This is a genomic window from Planktothrix pseudagardhii (assembly GCF_904830925.1).
In the GTDB taxonomy this organism is placed as follows: Bacteria; Cyanobacteriota; Cyanobacteriia; order Cyanobacteriales; family Microcoleaceae; genus Planktothrix; species Planktothrix tepida.
On the sequence record NZ_LR882967.1, the window covers coordinates 6521308 to 6539677 of the forward strand.

An 18370-nucleotide genomic window follows, 5' to 3' on the forward strand; every position below is an offset into this window, starting at 1 on the left:
ATTAAATACTGGGAATACTGAAATAAACTTGCAAGTATGACCTAAAACCTGTTATTTATAAAATGGCTCTTATTCCACTAAAGGTTATGAATAGAGATACCCCAGATGAAGTCAGTGATAACAGCCTAAATCCGAGTCCATCTTTGAAATCCGTTGAACGACCGTCGGAGTTACTGAATTTTTTACCTCCTCATGCTCAAGTCTTGATAGATGTAGGCTGTCTAACAGGAACAACTGGTTATTATTATAAGCGAATTAATCCTCAAAGTTTCTATTGGGGAATTTTAATCCATTCAGAATTAACTCCAGAGGTCACAAAAGGGTCAGATCAAATCATCCTGAGTTCAATCGATCAGTTAGAAACAATTGCATTAGAATTAGAAGAAGGAACAGTAGATTGTTTGATCTATGATTCAATCTTACCCCAAATCAGAAATCCCTTAAAGAGCTTACAGAATCATACCCGATGGTTAAAACATGAGGGTCAAGTTTTAGCTTATATTCCGAATAGTCAGTATTGGCCAAATATTATTAAGATAATCCAGGGAAAAGGGGGGATTTTAAGCCAAGAAGATACGAGCCAGAAGGGATTAACTTTAGAAGCTATTCAAGCTCTGTTTTGGGAAGCTGGTTTATATATTTATGAAATTCAAACTAGAGGAAAAAAAGATGATGAATTTCAACAATTTCTTCACTTAATTCAACCTATTCGAGAAGCTTTAGGGTTAGATACTAATCGTTTTGCCACTCAAACCGCAGCAGAATATTATCTGGTTCGCGCTATAAAATCGCTTCAACCTCCTCGTCGTTTATTAATTCAAACGGCAATCATGGCTCCCACAGGATGCGATCGCGTTCGAGTTTTAGAACCCGATCAATTGAGTGCAACAATACCTGGAACTCGAACAATTTCTGCATCTAAATCGATTCCCACTGGTTCAATTTTACCGGAAGAAGAAAAGGTTTTTATTTGGCAACGGACAATTTTATCTTATGAGCATCACTTAGAACTCTTAAAAAATTTGTTAACACAGGATTATTTAATTATTGCTGAAATTGATGATAATCCTTTACGCAGAAGGGAGTATGCTGAACAACGTTATCTGAGTTATCGGGGATGTCATGGTGTACAAACTTCTACAAAACCCTTAGCTTTATTTCTACAACAATTTAATCCCCATGTTGCCATTTTCAAAAATCATTTGCTGACCTTACCACCCCCTAGAATCTATTCTAATTCAAGAGTGACCTTGTTTTTTGGCGCCTTAAATCGAGAACAGGATTGGCAACCGATTATGGAAGCTTTAAATCGGGTTTTAATCCGTCATCAAACTCATGTTCAAGTCAAGGTGATTCATGATCGTCGGTTTTTTGATCAGTTAGAAATATCTGAAAAAGAATTTGAACCCTTTTGCAGTTATGATAGATATAATCATATTCTCCAAACGTGTGATATTGCTTTATTACCCCTAATGCCGACATCTGTGAATCTGATGAAATCGGATTTAAAGTTTTTAGAATGTGCAGGTCATGGCGTTGCGGTTTTAGCAAGTCCAACGGTATATGAACAATCAATAATTCACGAAGAAACCGGTTTAATTTATCGAACTATCCAACAATTTGAAATGTATTTGAATGAACTAATTATGAATACTTCATTGCGACGAAAAATTGCGATGAATGCCTATCATTGGGTACGAGATCACCGTTTACTCTGTCAACATTATCAACAGCGACGAGACTGGTATTTAAAAATGCGAGATTTGTTACCCAGTTTGAATCAAGAACTCCGTCAACGAGTTCCTGAATTATTTAGATAATCCCCCAGAATATAGCAACAATTAAACTTAAATTATTCAGTTGTAAATTATGCGAATTTTATTTACGATTCCTCACTTTTTTAATCCTGATGGAGATGGAAAACACGCTTCTTTAAGTAAAGATCCTCGCCCAAGAATTACTGCTTTAGTATTTGCCTTAACTGCTTTACGAGAACTGTATAGTCAATCCCATTGCATGATTGATATTGCTCAATGTGTGACAATTCCCGTGAATACAGAACACAATTATCAAGTTGATATTGTCATTTGTACCACTCAACAGTATCACCTACTCGCTAACATTCCTTTACCTTCATCGTTTTGTAAGCATTACTCGACCCAAACAGAACCAATGTTACTGGGATTTGAATGCCATCGAGTGTTGCGTGAATATTTGGGTCAGTATGATTATTATTGTTATTTAGAAGATGATTTGATTCTGCATGATCCTTGGTTTTTCGTTAAGTTAAATTGGTTTAATCGTCATACAGGAAATAGCTGTCTTTTACAACCAAACCGTTACGAAGTTTCTCCCCACAGCAAAGTAATTAAGGCTTATATTGATGGAGATCTTTTACCCCATATCACGGCTAATTTTCAAAATATTCAAGATCAGCCTCAGTTTATTGGTAAAGTCATGGAACAGGCTGTTTCTTTCAAACGTCCTTTAAATCCCCATTCGGGTTGTTTCTTTTTAAATACTGAACAAATGGAATTTTGGGCAAAACAACCGTATTTTTTAGATCGAGATTGTAGTTTTATTGGGCCATTGGAAAGTGCAGCAACCCTAGGAATTATGAAAACATTTAAACTTTATAAACCGACTGCCGCCCACGCTAATTTTTTAGAAATTCAACACTTTGGTTCAGGTTTTCTAAACTTAATTGGAAGACAAGTTAAACATTTCGATGAAGATAACACTACAGAAACAAGTCCGCCCTTATCAAACCCTGTAGCATCAGAAAAAGACTGATGTAGCAAATCTATAGCATTACTTGAAGAGGGAACAGGGAACAGGGAACAGGGAACAGTAAGAAGTGAAAGGGTTTCAGGTTTCACTCCGAAGTCCTAACCAATCAGGCGTAGCACTATATACGGTAAAATCTTTTTCTCCGGTGTTACCTGTTGCCTACTATATCCATAAAAAAAGACCGAGATTAATTTAATTTCTCGGTCTTTTTGTTATTAACGTATTGACAAAATTAAAGGGGATAAAAAGCGAATAGAACTCAAAAGTTAGTGTGTAAAGTCCGTCTCTTTCCCCTGATCTGTCAACCTAACCTAGATAATGATTGTAAAATCTGTCCGGGTCAGGGTCGGAATTGTATTGTTTGGCTGTTTCATGAAGGCAACTAAATCAGCCGGAGTTGCACCACCGCCATCGGAGTCATACCATAATACTCCACTGGCTTTCTCGTAAACCAATACAGGGCCGACAGTTGTTGGTGCTTGAGTATTGGCACCCGCGCCATTGTAGCTAGCTTTATCGAGAACGATAAATTGCTCAAAAGACAGTTCAGTGGTTGGGACACCCGGACGCAACTCAAAGGCAAAGCCTCCAGCCCCACGAGAGAAGTAGATATTATCTTCACCCGAATTAAAGTCAGTAATCAAGTCAGCTAAAGTGCCATTTACATCGGATTTGAACTGGTACAGGAAGACATCAGCACCAGCACCGCCAACTAAGGTATCTGGGTCAATGCTACCTTGGAGGGTATCATTGCCGTCTTCCCCAAACAGTACGTCTTCACCTTCTCCTCCGAAGAGATAGTCATTGCCACCGCCCGATATGATGGTGTCATCTCCGAAACCGACCGATGTTCCCGCAGATGCAGCAACACTTCCCCCTTGCAGGAAGTCAGCACCACTTCCGGTAACAATGCTATCATTGCCATCACTACCAGAAATGGTGTTATTGCCTAGGGTATCAAATAAGACAAAGCTAGTTATGGTAGCACCGGAGGCTAAACCACCCACAAAGGAAATGTTGTCGTTACCCTCTGAGGAACCTTCACCTACGAGACTATCATTAGTTGTGGTAAAGATAATCGTGTCATCACCGAGACCACCATTATAAACATTCGCGACTGAACCTAAGGCTCCATAGATATAGTCGTTACCAGAACCACCCGATAAGGTAACCACAGGAAGTTTCCCTGAGCCATTAGGTAATGTCCAATCTCCTCCGTAGAGGGTGTCATTTCCATCCCCGCCTTCTAAAAGGGTGAATTTTCCAGAGAGGCTGTCATTCCCAGCATCACCATAGAGGACATCTGTACTAAAGGCAGCGACTAACGTATCATTTCCGCCACCTCCATAGAGGGTACTCTCACCCACAAAACCGGGTTGGCTGGTGCTACCTTGAGTGGTTAAAACATTTGTGGTTCCTGTGGTGATCAAGTCATTGCCTTCACCCCCATACAGGGCATCCTGAAGCGCAAAGCTTCGGATGGTATCGTTCCCGTCTCCACCATCCATGTAGTTTTGGCCTTCTAAAAAGCGACCAATACCACCGTAGAGAGAATCGTCACCTGCACCACCGGTCAGAGTAATTTGGCTGAGACCAACAGCAACGGGACTTGTAGCGAATTGTAATGTGGCACTCGGATTTTGAACAATGAGGGTATCGTTCCCACTACCGCCATCCAAGACGTTGAGACTGCCTACACCAATGATGGAGTCATTATCATCACCACCGAGGAGGCTATCCCCGGTATTAACTCCAACAATACTGTCTCTGCCTTTATCTCCAGAGACATAGTTATTTCCTTGGTTACTGCCGCCTACCGCTCCAGCAACAACAACACCGGTGAGATTACTTTGGCCACTGGCATTGACAAATCCAAGTTGGTCATCTCCAGCACCCCCATAGAGTAAATCTCCACCTTGAATTCCACCCAGCAGGGTATCTGAGTCTTTATTTCCATTGAGGAAATTATTACTAGATTGACCAATCAAAAAGTCATTATCTACCCCGCCATAGAGGCTGGCTGTTAAATCCGCCGATAAGGTGTCACGGCCTGCATTTCCAATTAGAACAGTGCGAAGCTGTTGAGATCGGAGGGAATCATTACCTGTGTTACCGATAACTGTATCCCCAGGGCCTCTGCTTTGCAGAATATCATTATCGGCACCACCGTCGATTAGACTTCCACCTAGGGTCGAAGAGAGAATGGTGTCGTTTCCACCTTCACCCAGAATGGTATCGGGTTTAGGGGCGAAGCCCACATCCTGATCGTAATATTGGGGCCCTGGGCCTAAATTTGTTGTCATTTGATTTCACTCCTCTGCAATAATGTCATTAGATTCTGTTGGGATGACAGACACTGCTGAAAACACCATACCTTGTTCGGCAGTAGTTTAACTTTTTTATCTCCAGCAAGTCTAGTCCTTTATCATCACTCTTGTCTACTAGATAGATCTGGCCGTTTCGACTGCTAGAGTTTACGATCAATTCTGTCTTGAAAATTTTCATCCTCAGTTTGTCTTGAAGCCATCACTCTGAAGTCAGAAAAGGCACTTTATTTTAAGTTCCTTCACGCTGTCAGACGGGTTCCCAGACAAAAAGGTTCCTCATTAACTTCTGATTAGTAGATGATCAGAAGTTCCCCCGTTTAGAGAGCAACAGAAATAACATCTCGTTCCCTCCCTATTGCAAAACCATTCCGGGTTCAACTCGGCCAATGGTTGCGGGAAAAGAACGATTTGCCACTTCTGTAATCAATTGCAGATGTTTTGATAAGAGTTTGCTCAAATCATAACGTTCTAAGGCAGTTTCACGTGCTTTTACTCGCAGTTGAGCCATGCGATCTGGATGATCTAGCACTTCATCAACTCGATCTGCAATTTGTTTGGGAGAGAAGAAATCGACCAGTAAGCCATTGATTCCATCTTGAATCACTTCTCGCACGGGGGCTGTATCTGAACCAATGACTAAACAACCGGTTGATAGGGATTCAATCATTGACCAGGACAGGACAAAGGGCCGTGTTAAATAAATATGAACATCTGAAGCCTGAATCACTTGCAAATATTGGCCATAGGGAAGTGGCCCTACAAAATGAATTCGAGACAGATCCAAGGGGATTTTTTTGAGCATATAGTCTTTATAGCTCATACCATTGGGTAAAGGTTTACCATAACAAACTCGTTCCGATCCCACCACCACCACATGACAGTTGGGTCTGCGTTCTTGAATATAAGCAACGGCTTCAATAAATTCAGGAAATCCTCGATAGGGTTCCATCCCTCGTCCGACATAAGTAATTAATTCCTCAACGCCGGATAAATCTAAATCGGGTAATACTAATTTTGCCCCAGGATTGGGTTGAAAATAACTGGTATCAACGCCATCATGAAGTACAGAAATCTTTTGTCGCAGTTCAGGCGGAAATTGGGATTGTTGCCAGTGGGTGGGTGAAACGCCCCAATCACAGGAATATAAATCAATTAAAATTGGGGTATTTTTAACCCGAATTCGAGCTTTATCATCAACAGTAAGGGGATCAGCCGGATCAAAGTCAGCATCTGATCCTTCGGAATGATAAAACCATTCAAAATAACACAATAAGGGAATATTCGGAAAGGCTTCTTTGACAAATAAAGTAGGCCCCCAACCGGAATGACCACAAATAACATCAGGGACAAATCCTTTGGCTTTGAGTTGTTCTGCCATTCTAAATACGGCTTGTCCATGTAATACGGCACTTTCTAAAACCCGAACATATTGATGGGTTTCGCTGCTGGCTTCTCGACTGGGATTAAATACGGCTTTTTCAACTCCGGGGATATTCCATTCGGGACGCTCATTTTTGGTTCCAAAAACAACTTGATTATTGGGATCTGCACCCAAAGCTGTAATAATATGGCGGTATTGGGCGGGAAAATTAGGATGTAAAAACAATGCTTTCATGAGGGCGTTGAGAGATAAAATTTAAGGGAAATAGTGTTTTCTGCGGTTTAGAGGACTTCAGGAGCTTTACAAATCCACACACAGTCTCTCGGTACAGATTCAATATCTTTTTGAAGAATTTCATAGTTTAAATGGGTCAAAAATTTCTCCATTATGGTATCAGTCATTAAGGAAAATGCGGTTCCATGCCGTTTTCCTAATAAATTTTTATCCCAATCTATTAAGAATTTTTTCCAGCCCAATTCGCTTAAAAGATTAGTATGGTGGAAAATACATAAGCGATCGCCTTTCAATAAAGCGGGAATACGAGTTAAATAGTTGAAAATATCTCGCGGTTCAATATGAACTAGGGTGTCATAACAAAAACAAATATCTAAGGAGTGAGGCTCAATTCCATCTAAGGTTAAACCATCTAATTTAATATAAGACACTCGTTCATTCCCGATCCGATTTTGAGTCGCGTTGAGAAGTTGTTGAGAAATATCAGCACATACCAAACGATCACAATAATTCAACAGTATAGCAGCCGTTCTCCCTCCTCCTACACCAATTTCTAAAACTTGATGATGTTTCTGAATATAGGGAGCAATAAATTTCTGTTCAATTAAAGATTCATATTCTTCGAGGGAATTCGCAGCACCAGCGGCAACTCCAATCCATTCATCTCCAATATAAACTTCTTCTGAGCTTGTACTTTGCCAATTTTTAGCATAATTATCCCAAGCGGATTCATAATCAACTTTTGTCATGGATTTCACCGATAATAAGGTAGAGGTAGAACTAATATTTTGAGGAGACTGTGATAAAGTAGACTGAAAATCACAGGAAGATTCAGAGATTCCCCAACTCCAATCTCCACCGAGTAACTGTGTTAATTTTTGGTTATAGGGGAGAAAATAGGCTTCTAATTTTTGACGAATAGTTGGGTCAACATTTGCATAAGTATTGGCATTGTATTTATCATAACTGGATAAGTGATAATCAGGGAGTCCTAAAAAAGCAAACACTTGATTGACAACTCTTGCAGAATCTGAATATAAATCTTCACTTTTGAGGATCAAGAATTGTTCTCTGGGAAAAAACTGCATCCATCTTTGCAGTTGTTCTGCATAAAGTCCCCGTGCAAGGTATGAATAATGTTGATGGTTAAAACTAAAATAAGTAGCCTCTGAGCAGATTTTTTCAGTTTCCCCGTGCAGTCGTTCACCTTCTTGCGCGATCACTTCTTCTAAAGATAAGGATTCATATCCTAATTTCACTTCCCAATAATAATGGGAAATGGCTCGATCAACTGGATTTCTTAATAAGACAATTAATCGAGTTTGAGGGAAAGACTCATATAGTCGTTGAGGAACTAAGGGATGGAATAAGTAATAAGGAGAACCTTCACCTGTAAGGATCTGTTTTCCCTCCGCCTCTGGGGGAAATTGGGACTGATACCAATCTAAACCTTGCTCATAATTTAAGGTGAAAAAATGGATTTCTTTTTGAGTTGCTGCTACAATTTGAGGGTGTTGGCATAAATAATGATATAGAGAATTAGTTCCCCCTTTCTGTACCCCAATAATGATAAAATGGGGTGGGGGAAGAGGTTCTGAATACATTGTCCTTGTTTGAATCAAGGGTGATGCTCCTCCTTTTGAATAATCAGTATAATTAAGTTGTCTGTAAACCGTTAATCGTCAATTGTTAACTGGTCAGGACACTGACACGACAAAACTGATCACTGATTTAGATTATACTCTAACTGGTTTACTGTTTCGGTTATGAATTGGCAGAGAATTTAATATCAATTCAAACTTCCCCATTGAGGATATCACAATTATGACACTCACTGCTGATACTGAAATCGTTGCTCAACTTTATATTTTTCGACGTTTTTTTGCCAACAGATATTTACAGGGAAATGGAATTGAAGTAGGAGCTTTAAATCATCCTCTGGAGGTTCCTACATCTGCTCAGGTTAAATATGTCGATCGCATGAGTGTTCCCAACTTAAGAAAACATTATCCTGAATTAGCAAATACTAATTTAGTTCCTGTTGATATTATCGATGATGGTGAATTTTTAGGGACATTAGAGAATGAAACCCAAGATTTTGTCATTGCAAATCATTTTATTGAACATTGCCAAAACCCGATTCTAACGATTCAGAATTTATTGCGAGTCATTAGAAAAGAAGGGATTCTTTATTTAGCGGTTCCTGAAAAACAATATTGTTTTGATCGAGATCGTCCGGTTACTTCGATTGAACATTTATTAAAAGATTATCACGAAGGCCCCGAATGGTCTAGGCAATATCATTATGAAGAATGGGTTGAATTGGTGGAAAAAGAAAAGGATGAAACGAAAGCGCAATGGATGGTTAAACAATTGATGAAACGAGATTTTAGTATCCATTTTCATGTGTGGACAGGTAAAGATTTCATTGATTTTTTAATCACATTAAAAAATCAGCTAAATTTTCCTTTGTCTTTAGAAAAAATCTTTGATAACGGCAATGAAATCATTACGATTATCAAGAAATTATAACAGTGTACCAGGGAATAGATTACTTTTTTCTATTCCCTTCAAATCCTTAGAAGCGTTTGGGACGTAATACACATAAACAGAAATCTGATTCTAATCCTCCTGGAATTTCCATTAATATTTGTTCAAATTCTAACAACAGTTTAATAATCGTTTCTCCTTTGGGATCACCCGGCAAAAATTGATTATGATCTAATAAAGGATACAAAGGATGGAGAATTCCTCCTCCAAAAGGATTAAACAATTCAATATCAAAATAATATTCAATAAACGGTAAAATCAATTCAGAACGAACCGCTTCTGAGGGGTCGGTGGCAAAGACTTGATGGATGCTGGGATTTATAAATTTATTCTCCATAATCCCTGACCGGATTAACTTATGAAAACATTGATACAAACGATTAATCATTTCAACTTGATGTTTATCGTAAATACAATAATTCGCCCCCACATATTCATTAATAATAAAATATCCTTGGGGATGTAAGGCTTTATGAACAATTTCTAAAAATCGCTCTAATTCCCGAACATGGTGGAGAGAACCAGAACAAAATGCAACATCATATTTAATCTCTGGGTTCAGGGTAAATGTATTAAAATCTTCCTGATAAAAGTTAACAGAAACCCCCGCATTGGCTGCATCTCGTCGGGCAATTTCTAAGGAGGCAGCCGAAAAGTCAAACGCATCAATTCTTTGAGCAAGTCCTAACTCTGCCATTAAAATTTCATGGTTGCCAATGCCACATCCCAAGGAGATAAGATTATTAAATTTGTGACCCACGAAATAATCTTCAATTAACCACCGTAACCAATATTTTTTCGTTTGACCGCCAGACATTCGTTGATGAATTTTCTCAGCAATAATCGGATTAGAAACCCATTGGCTGGCTGCTGCGGTTGGGTTAGTTTCCCAATAATTTTTAGCTTGAGGTTCAGCAATTTGAGGTTCAGCAATTTGAGGTTCAGGATTCTTGATTTCTGGTTCAAAATCCTTTTCTTCGGGTTCGGGAGAAGGTTGTGCCATTTCCACCTCTACATCTAACACTTCTAAAGATTGAGACTCAGAAGAAATTTCAGCAAGGGGATAAGGATTAATAAAATAGGCTTCTTGGAAAATTTCTAAATAGCTTTGAGTCATTTCTTCAAAGGTATTAAGAGACTCTAAAACATATCGAGAATTTTCTGCGAATTCTTGCCGTAATTTCTGATCTTCTAATAGAAGAGTTAAAGATTTTGCTAATTCTTCTGGTTGGTTCGGAGTGTAGAATAAACCGTTAATTTCAGGACGCACTTGTTCAGGAATTCCAAATACCGGAGTTGTAATAATCGGCAGGTTATATCCCATTGCTTCCATAATCACTCGCGGATAACTTTCAATTCGAGACGTACAAACGAAAATATCCGCAGCCAGGAAATATTGGGCGGTTTCTGGGGTTTCTGAAACGATTGTTAATCGTTCTTTTAAGCTATCAGGAAGTTGAGCAACTAATTGCGCTAGTTTTGTACTATAAAGACTAGGGCGATCGCCCACAATAAAACAGCGAATTTTGCTATGATATTGAGGAGATAATAAAGGCAAAGCTTTGACTAAATCTTGTTGTCCTTTACGTTCGCAAACAGTTCCCAATAACAAAATCACGATTTCATCTTCTGCTATATTTAACCCAGTTCGAGCTTCAGATTTTGTTAACTGTTCTGAGGCTTCCTGCAACCGTTCAATATCTAAACCATTATGAATAACCGTAAAGTTGTGATAACTATTTAAAGGTTGATAAAGATTTCGCGTTGCATCCGCTACAAAAATCACCCGATAGGGAAACTGAAAACACTCTAATGCTCTCGTCGCAATCTCTGAACCTAAGCCATCAAAATAAGTTTGCCAAGGTTCACTTTCATGGACATTCCAGACAGAAGGAATTGCCTTTTGTTTGGCACAATCTACCATGAAAAAAGTTTCTAAGGTGTTAGCATAAACTACATCAAATTGTTGTAATTGCAGTTCTTTTGCTAAAGCTTGGATGGCTTCATGATAGGTTTCCAATTGATAAAGATTAGCTAAGGGATGTTCTCGGATAATGACTCGAATTCCCTGTTGTTCATAAGCATAACGTAACGGCCCATCATTGACACAGAAAATAACAGGTTCTAGGTTTCCTTCCGAAGCTAATTTAACAGCAATTTCAAATTGATGTAAGGGTGCGCCTGTATATTCCAACTCGTTGCTACACATTAAAACTTTAGGAACAGGTGCTTTTTTCTGGGTTAATTTAAACTGATAGCGTCGGGGTTGAATTTGAAACCACTCATTGGCTAAGGATAAATGAGGATTATAAAAGGCATCAATTTTATTAGCATATTGACGACGGAATTTTGCCACTTCTTTGGGGTCATCTTTATAGCCCCGACTGGTTCCTTCTTTGTGAATTAATTCAGCATCGGGACAATAAACCGACTGATAACCTTTTTCAAATAATCGATAACCGTAATCAACATCATTGTAAGCAACGGCAAAATCGGTTTGATTAAATCCCCCTAAATCTAAGAACAATTGACGGGGTGTTAATAAACAAGCGGCGGTTACAGCCGAATAATTTCTCACCACTTTAGAATAAGCTAAATAACCAAAATCTTGACGATGGGATAACTTAAAGGCATGACCTGCTAAACCATGATGAAGCCCATGCAGTATTCCAGCGTGTTGAATGCGGTCATCGGGGTAAATTAATCGTGCTCCTACTCCCCCCACACCCTGCATTTGAGCATAACCCATCATCTGGCTTAACCAGTGAGGATTGATAATTTCAGTATCATTATTCAGGAATAATATATAATCGCTTTTTGTCTGTTCAACGGCTTGATTATTAATAGCAGCAAAGTTGAACTTTCCATTATTTGCTATTTTTAAAACCGATATTTTTTCAGAAGTATTGATTTTATTCAGATACTCTAAAGTTTTGGCATCATCACTTTCATTATCAATAATAACAACTTGATAATTTTGATAAGTTGTTTTTTGAATCGATTCAACACAAGCTTGCAGTAATTTAAGCTGATTTTTTGTAGGAATAATAATCGCTACAGATGGCCCTTGATCAGGAAATTGATGAGAAAAAATACCAATCTTGAGTTCACTTGCCCAATTGGGTTGATAAACTTTTCCAGGACTTTGACGACGAGTTAAGGCTTCTTGAATAGCGTGTTTTCCCGCATCAAAACTGGCTGGTTTTGCCGCCCCAGAAACAGCCGTTGAACCGGGGGCTGTGCGCCAATGATATAAGACTAAAGGGAGATGACCAATGTGGCGAGAAACTTCTGTTGCTCTCAGGGCAAAATCATAATCTTGTGAGCCTTCAAACCCAAGTCTAAACCCTCCTAATTGCTCAAAAATTGACCGCCGAACCACTAACAAATGCCCCATATACATATAGGAAAGTAACAATTGAGGCGACCAGTCTGGTTTAAATTGGGGGGCAAATCGTTTGCCTTCGGGGTCGATTTTGTCATCGTCAGAATAAAGGAAATCTGTCTCAGGATATTGGATTAAATATAATGCCATTTCCCCCAAAGCATCAAGGGTTAATTCATCATCGTTGTCTAAAAATGCAATAAATTCCCCCGTTGCTTGACTCGCTGCACTATTGGTGGCGGCACTAATATTACCATTTTCGGGACGAAAAGTTACTTTAATTCGAGAATCTTGGGCTGCATATTGACTTAATAATTCTGCAACTTGAGCATTAGTGCTACAATCATCCGCAATACACAGTTCCCAATTAGAATACACTTGGTTGATAACACTTTGAATTGCTTTTTCTAAAAATTCTATGGGGGGATTATAAACAGGCATTACAACTGAAATTTTAGGCAAGATTTCAGTAGAATAAGCGGATAATCGAGTTTTTAAATGATTGAAACTGCGTTCTGTCCATTGATTAGCTTCTAACCAAGCATTATAGGCATCAACGGGTTGAGGAAGTTCAAATCCTTGAGGCGGTAAAACATCACCGAGAGGCGCATTTGTTTGCCGATACATGAGGCGCATTTGTCGAATAATCGCTGGAATTTCCCAAGGCATGGGTAACAAGCGACCTAACCGTTGTTTTCGCTCTCCAATTCGTTTTTGAATGGCGGCAGTATAACGAGAAATTTGTTTGACTTTTATTGTACTTTTCTCTAATAATCCATAGCGAGAAACTTGTAAAATTTGAGGGCAATTATAGGTGAGGTTTTCTCCCGTTTCTAATTGAGCTTCTAAGGTAATTTGCCAAGTTCCAGAGGGAACATCAAGTAGCGCTTCAAACCCACTTTCTGAACTTCCAACCCAATAGGGAAATACCTGCCCCACATCGACACGACGTAACCCATGAGCACAAATTACCCACTGATTTCCACAGATTAATTTTAGTTGAGTAATGTGATGAGTGGGATGACAACACCATCCCGCAAATAAAATTTGTCCTTGTCGTTGTTCCCATTGCATTGGAACATCAAAAGATGCTCCTAAGGTCGAAACCGATAAAGGATAACGGGCAAAAACAGTCCATTTTCCGGTACTATCTTGAGCTTCTAATTCGACTAAAGAATCACCTTGAGGAACACGAATTTGTAAATAAAATCCTGATGTTTGAGCTTGAGGATAGTTCGGTTGAAGCTCCGCAACATCCTCCCGTTCAATCCCATATTGTCCGGTAAAAATATCTGTTCCAATTCTAGCCCGAATGGCTTTTAAAGGTTGATTTCCGGTGTAAAAACACCAACCCGAAATATTCAAAAACTTGTCGGTAAATCCCGTTAATTGCCAATTGAGAGGAAAATCAATGGAATGAATGAACCGCCGACGAAATTGCCGTAAACGTTGTTTAATACCTAACCATTTATTGCGAAGTTTCCAGAATTTAGAAGACTTCATGGCGACAACTTCTTGTTGAGCTTTGCCGAGTTCTTCTTCTAAACTAAAGATTTTATTTAAAGCTTGTTGAAATTGAGATTCTGACCCTAATAATTTCAGTTGAGTTTTACCGAGTTCTTCTTCTAAGGCTAAAAGTTTGGTGAGTCCGTCTTGATATTGAATGCTTAAGTCTTCATATTTAATATTAAAGTTTTGCAGTTCAAATTGAGTATGTCCGAGTTCTGTTTCTGCTTTAATTAAACCAAATAAGGTTTCTTGATATTTAGCATCTAAAGCTTGTAATTGTCCTTGAGTTTTACCGAGTTCTTCTTCGGTTGTTACCAGTTTTTCTACAGCGTGCTGAAATTGAGTTTTAAACCCTTCCAATTCTCCTTGAGTTTTTCCTAATTCCTCTTCTGTCTGAATTAATTTAGTAATGGCTTCTTGAGCTTGAGATTCTGCACCATTGAGTTTTAGCTGAGTTTGACCCAGTTGATTTTCGGTTTTAATTAAACGTTCAACAGCATCTTGAAATCGTTCTTGCCATTGTTCAATATCGGTTTGTAAAATATCCCGATCTTTGAGCAAAATATCTAAATCTTTGGCTAAAATGGATTGAGATTTCTCTAACTTGCGAAGTTTTGCCCAATCCTCAAACATCCAGTCCGTGGATAAGGGTTTATTTAAACTTTCTAATTCCGAGGTGCTTAAACGGCTACTTAAGGGATAAGCATCGGCTTCTAATTGTTGATAAAGTTCTATGGCTTCAGGAAAATAAGCTTTAATAAATAAAGGTTTAGGAGTTGCCAGAATCCGATTGACTAATAAAGAGGGTTCAAATTGATTAGAAAATTCACAGGGTAAATTGAGTTTAAATTTACGATTAACGGCTTGAATAAAATCGGCTGTTTGATTGCCAATTGTATAAACATTGGCTAAAAGGCATTGTTCGGGATATTTTTGATAAAACTCTAAAATTTTACGGTTATAATAGTTCCACATTTGGATGGCGAGTTCGGGATGATCGAGTAAGGTCGCATCCGTTGCTCGACGATAGAGAGAATCAATCACTTCCCAAGGAGAACGATAAACAAAAATAAAATTAGCTTGGGGCAATAATTCATGCCAAAAGTCTAAAAATAATGTGGTTCTCGGATCTTTCCATCCCCAAATAGTATTAGGATCTTGATTAATTTCAATCAGTTTTTTAGCTGTTTCTATATCTTGTTCTGTGATTAATATTTCCTCTGTAAAAACACATCCAATTTCATCAATATTATGACTTTTAAAAATCGATTTATGGAAATCTACAAAGTTAATATTTTCAAAATGGCCTTTAATATTTCCATAGTCAGCACCCACTAACTGTTGACCAATATTTATCCCTAAATTTTGCAGCAAGGAAGCCGTCAAAGAGGTTCCTGAACGGTGCATTCCGGCAACGATTAAAATAGAAGAGGGGGAAGAAGTCTTATCCATAAGTGTTTAAGTGATGATTTCAGCTTCTTGATCAAAATGAACAACGTTGAGGCATTGAATTGGAATTCAGTTTAGGCGAGTTGATTTTGGGTTTAACTTGCTCTGTTCCAGTTTGCCATAGTTTACCTGAGTTTAAAGACATTCTAGTTCAGATTGCTGCTTCACTTGACCGGACTTAACTTTTAAACTGGGTTCGATCAATAAGTCTACCACTCCGGTACTACAAGATTCTTCATAGGGTTGAACCCGAAACATCCCCACATCAATACAGCGATCTAAATAAGTAAATTCGCCATCTACAATACCCGAAACTCCTGCATTTAGGAAATAAACATCCGGGGATAATTGACATTCAAACTTAAATTTGATCGCAATTACAGTACCCGCTTCAATGTGTTTTATTGATTGAGAAGTCGCTAAAAAGGAAGCCCCCGCCAATTCAAACCCGCTTACCGTTTTAATTAACATTCCAAACCGAACATGAGAAGCTGGTTTATCAAATCTAACAGAATAAGCATAAATATAGCTATTCCGAGCAATTAAATGATTAACAATTTCCCCAGATAAAGTTGTAATATGGGGTTCTATAATTTCAGCCCCACGAGAAGGATATTTAATGGGATGATCAGGGACTAATTTCGGATCAAAATAATCTTTATAATGCCCATTTTTAGGTTCCCACGAGGATAAAGAAGTAGGAGAGGCTGGGTTTTCAGGATGGAAGTTATTCGGTTTAGAGGGTGGCGAAAGAGTTTCAGGAGGTTGGGAAGGTTTATGACCTAACTGTTGAATCTCACCTCGAATCATTGCCATTTGATCTGCATCGGCATAGATCATTTTTTGATATTTAGAAATGATCATTTTAGGGGTATGTTCGAGTAATAATTCTCCCCGATCCATTAATAAAGCTGAGTCACAGAGTTGAATAATTGAAGGGGCAGAATGGGAAACAAATAAAATTGTTCCGCCTCGATCTTTGATTTCATGAATTCGACTAAAACATTTGCGTTGAAAGGCTTCATCCCCTACAGATAAGGCTTCATCAACAATTAAAATATCGGGATTAACGCTGGTTGCCACCGCAAATCCTAAACGGACATACATTCCACTGGAATAGGTTTTGACCGGTTGATCAATAAAATCGCCAATATCAGCAAAAGCTACAATATCATCAAATTTAGCTTCTATTTCCTGAGTTTTTAATCCTAATAATTGACCATTAAAAAAGACATTTTGCCGTCCGGTAAATTCAGGATTAAACCCACTACCGAGTTCTAATAAAGCTGAAACTCGGCCATTAACTTCCACATTCCCTTGAGTGGGAGTTAAAGTTCCCACAATAATTTGTAATAGGGTGCTTTTTCCCGAACCATTGCGCCCAACAACGCCTAGGGTTTGGCCTTTCCAAACTTGTAAATTAATATCCCGCAATGCCCAAAAATTATGCGCCAAACTTTTACTTGGCATAAAAACTTCCTTCAATCGATCAACCGGATGGCGATAACGTTTGAAGCATTTAGAAACATGATTAACAGATATAGCAATTTCGCTCATTCGTTGTTGATTTCCCGGTTTATCAGTGATCAGTTTGTGTATCGGTTTAGAAATACCTTGTGCGTGTGTGAGGAACTGTCACCGTTATAAAACGTCAGCAAATGCTGGACGCAACCGCCTATAAACCCATAAGCCTCCATAAAAAATAACTAAGGCAATCATTGAGGATATGGCTAATTCTCCCCAATGTCTCATTTCCCCGACTAAAATTAAATCTCGATAAGCTTCTGAAAGTCCAGTAATGGGATTGCACCAAATAATCCAAACTTGCCAAGATTCAGGAACTTTACTCACGGGATATAAAATTGGTGTGACATAAAACCAAAGATTCAAAATCACACTTAAACTTTGGGGAATATCCCGCAAAAATACCGTGAGTCCAGCCGTTAGATAGCCTAATCCCGCCGTTAATAGAACTTGGGGTATCCACACCAGCGGCAGTAACCAGATGGTACTATGTAGGATTTGAGCAGACAAGGCGGTTAGCACAATTAAGGCAATTAAGCCAAAGGAACTTTCAATAAAGGCCGAAAAAATCGGGACAAGGGGTAATAGTCCCAGGGGAAAAACCACCTTTTTGACTAAATTGGGTTGTCCCACCACTGATGCAGCCGCTTGAGTTAGGCCGTTGGTAAAGGCAAACCAAGGAATTAACCCTGCAAACAGCCACAGTCCAAAGGCTAATTCATTATCGGGAAATCCTTCAAGATTGAGTTTGACCTTCAGAACAATCGAAAAAACATAGGTATAAATCAGCAATTGGGATAACTGATTTAATAGGGGCCATAGGTTGCCGAGAATCGAACCTTTGTATCGTGCCTCTAAATCCCTTCGGACTAATGTACTGAGCAAATTGAGTTTGAGGGGTAATTGGCTATTGGCAAACCGCCAGCGACTTACTCGCCCCGCTCTATGCACAACACCTTTCATTGACCTCAGCAATTTTTTCGTCCTCGTTCACTACACACACCTTATGTTCAGATCCTTCATGTTCAGATCCTTCGCAGGGCTGGGGGAGATATCCTAGCCACTGGATTTTTACTGCCAGATTTAATCTTAGTCAATAAGTGTGCCATATAAAGTGTCCAGAAGCTAGTCTAATGGTTCAGTTGCTTAGAGGAAGAGGATTTTAGGCGATGGGAAGCGTGATAATGGCTCCTGGGGAAATTGATTAGCCTTGGCCCTGTC

9 protein-coding genes are annotated in these 18370 nt (G+C 38.9%); 3 read left to right on the plus strand and 6 right to left on the minus strand.

Translation table 11 applies throughout. From position 1 onward, the window contains the following. Positions 1-86 precede the first annotated feature (86 nt). The gene (locus NMK36_RS28160) at positions 87-1820 is read left to right on the plus strand and encodes a glycosyltransferase family protein (protein ID WP_254175136.1); all 1734 of its coding nucleotides are present in this window, start codon (positions 87-89) and stop codon (positions 1818-1820) included. 49 nt (positions 1821-1869) lie between these two features. Beyond that, positions 1870-2793: a calcium-binding protein gene (locus tag NMK36_RS28165; protein WP_245824165.1), complete on the plus strand. Its 924-nt coding sequence runs from the start codon at positions 1870-1872 to the stop codon at positions 2791-2793. Positions 2794-3101: 308 nt separating this feature from the next. On the opposite strand, the gene NMK36_RS28170 is transcribed toward NMK36_RS28165, so the two are convergent. From NMK36_RS28170 to NMK36_RS28180, 3 genes are all read right to left on the minus strand, one after another. Beyond that, a complete protein-coding gene (locus NMK36_RS28170; RefSeq protein WP_072717468.1) occupies positions 3102-5093 on the minus strand; it encodes a calcium-binding protein in 1992 nt (663 codons plus the stop codon). A gap of 376 nt (positions 5094-5469) precedes the next feature. Continuing rightward, positions 5470-6732, minus strand: a complete 1263-nt coding sequence (locus tag NMK36_RS28175; RefSeq protein WP_072717467.1) for a glycosyltransferase family 4 protein — start codon at positions 6730-6732, stop codon at positions 5470-5472. Positions 6733-6779: 47 nt separating this feature from the next. Continuing rightward, positions 6780-8336, minus strand: a complete 1557-nt coding sequence (locus NMK36_RS28180) for a sulfotransferase domain-containing protein (protein WP_254175137.1) — start codon at positions 8334-8336, stop codon at positions 6780-6782. Positions 8337-8556: 220 nt separating this feature from the next. Here NMK36_RS28180 and NMK36_RS28185 point away from each other — a divergent pair, with 220 nt between their 5' ends. Beyond that, positions 8557-9264, plus strand: a complete 708-nt coding sequence (locus NMK36_RS28185; protein ID WP_139294958.1) for a methyltransferase domain-containing protein — start codon at positions 8557-8559, stop codon at positions 9262-9264. Positions 9265-9310: 46 nt separating this feature from the next. On the opposite strand, the gene NMK36_RS28190 is transcribed toward NMK36_RS28185, so the two are convergent. From NMK36_RS28190 to NMK36_RS28200, 3 genes are all read right to left on the minus strand, one after another. Next, positions 9311-15628, minus strand: coding sequence for a glycosyltransferase (locus NMK36_RS28190; protein WP_254175138.1), 6318 nt, complete (start codon positions 15626-15628; stop codon positions 9311-9313). Between the two features lie 132 nt (positions 15629-15760). Next, positions 15761-17182 carry an ABC transporter ATP-binding protein gene (locus NMK36_RS28195; RefSeq protein ID WP_254175139.1) on the minus strand — a complete coding sequence of 474 codons (1422 nt, stop codon included), beginning with the start codon at positions 17180-17182 and terminating at the stop codon, positions 15761-15763. A gap of 84 nt (positions 17183-17266) precedes the next feature. Next, on the minus strand, positions 17267-18112 hold the full coding sequence (locus NMK36_RS28200) for an ABC transporter permease (protein WP_072717462.1): 846 nt from the start codon (positions 18110-18112) through the stop codon (positions 17267-17269). Positions 18113-18370 lie beyond the last annotated feature (258 nt).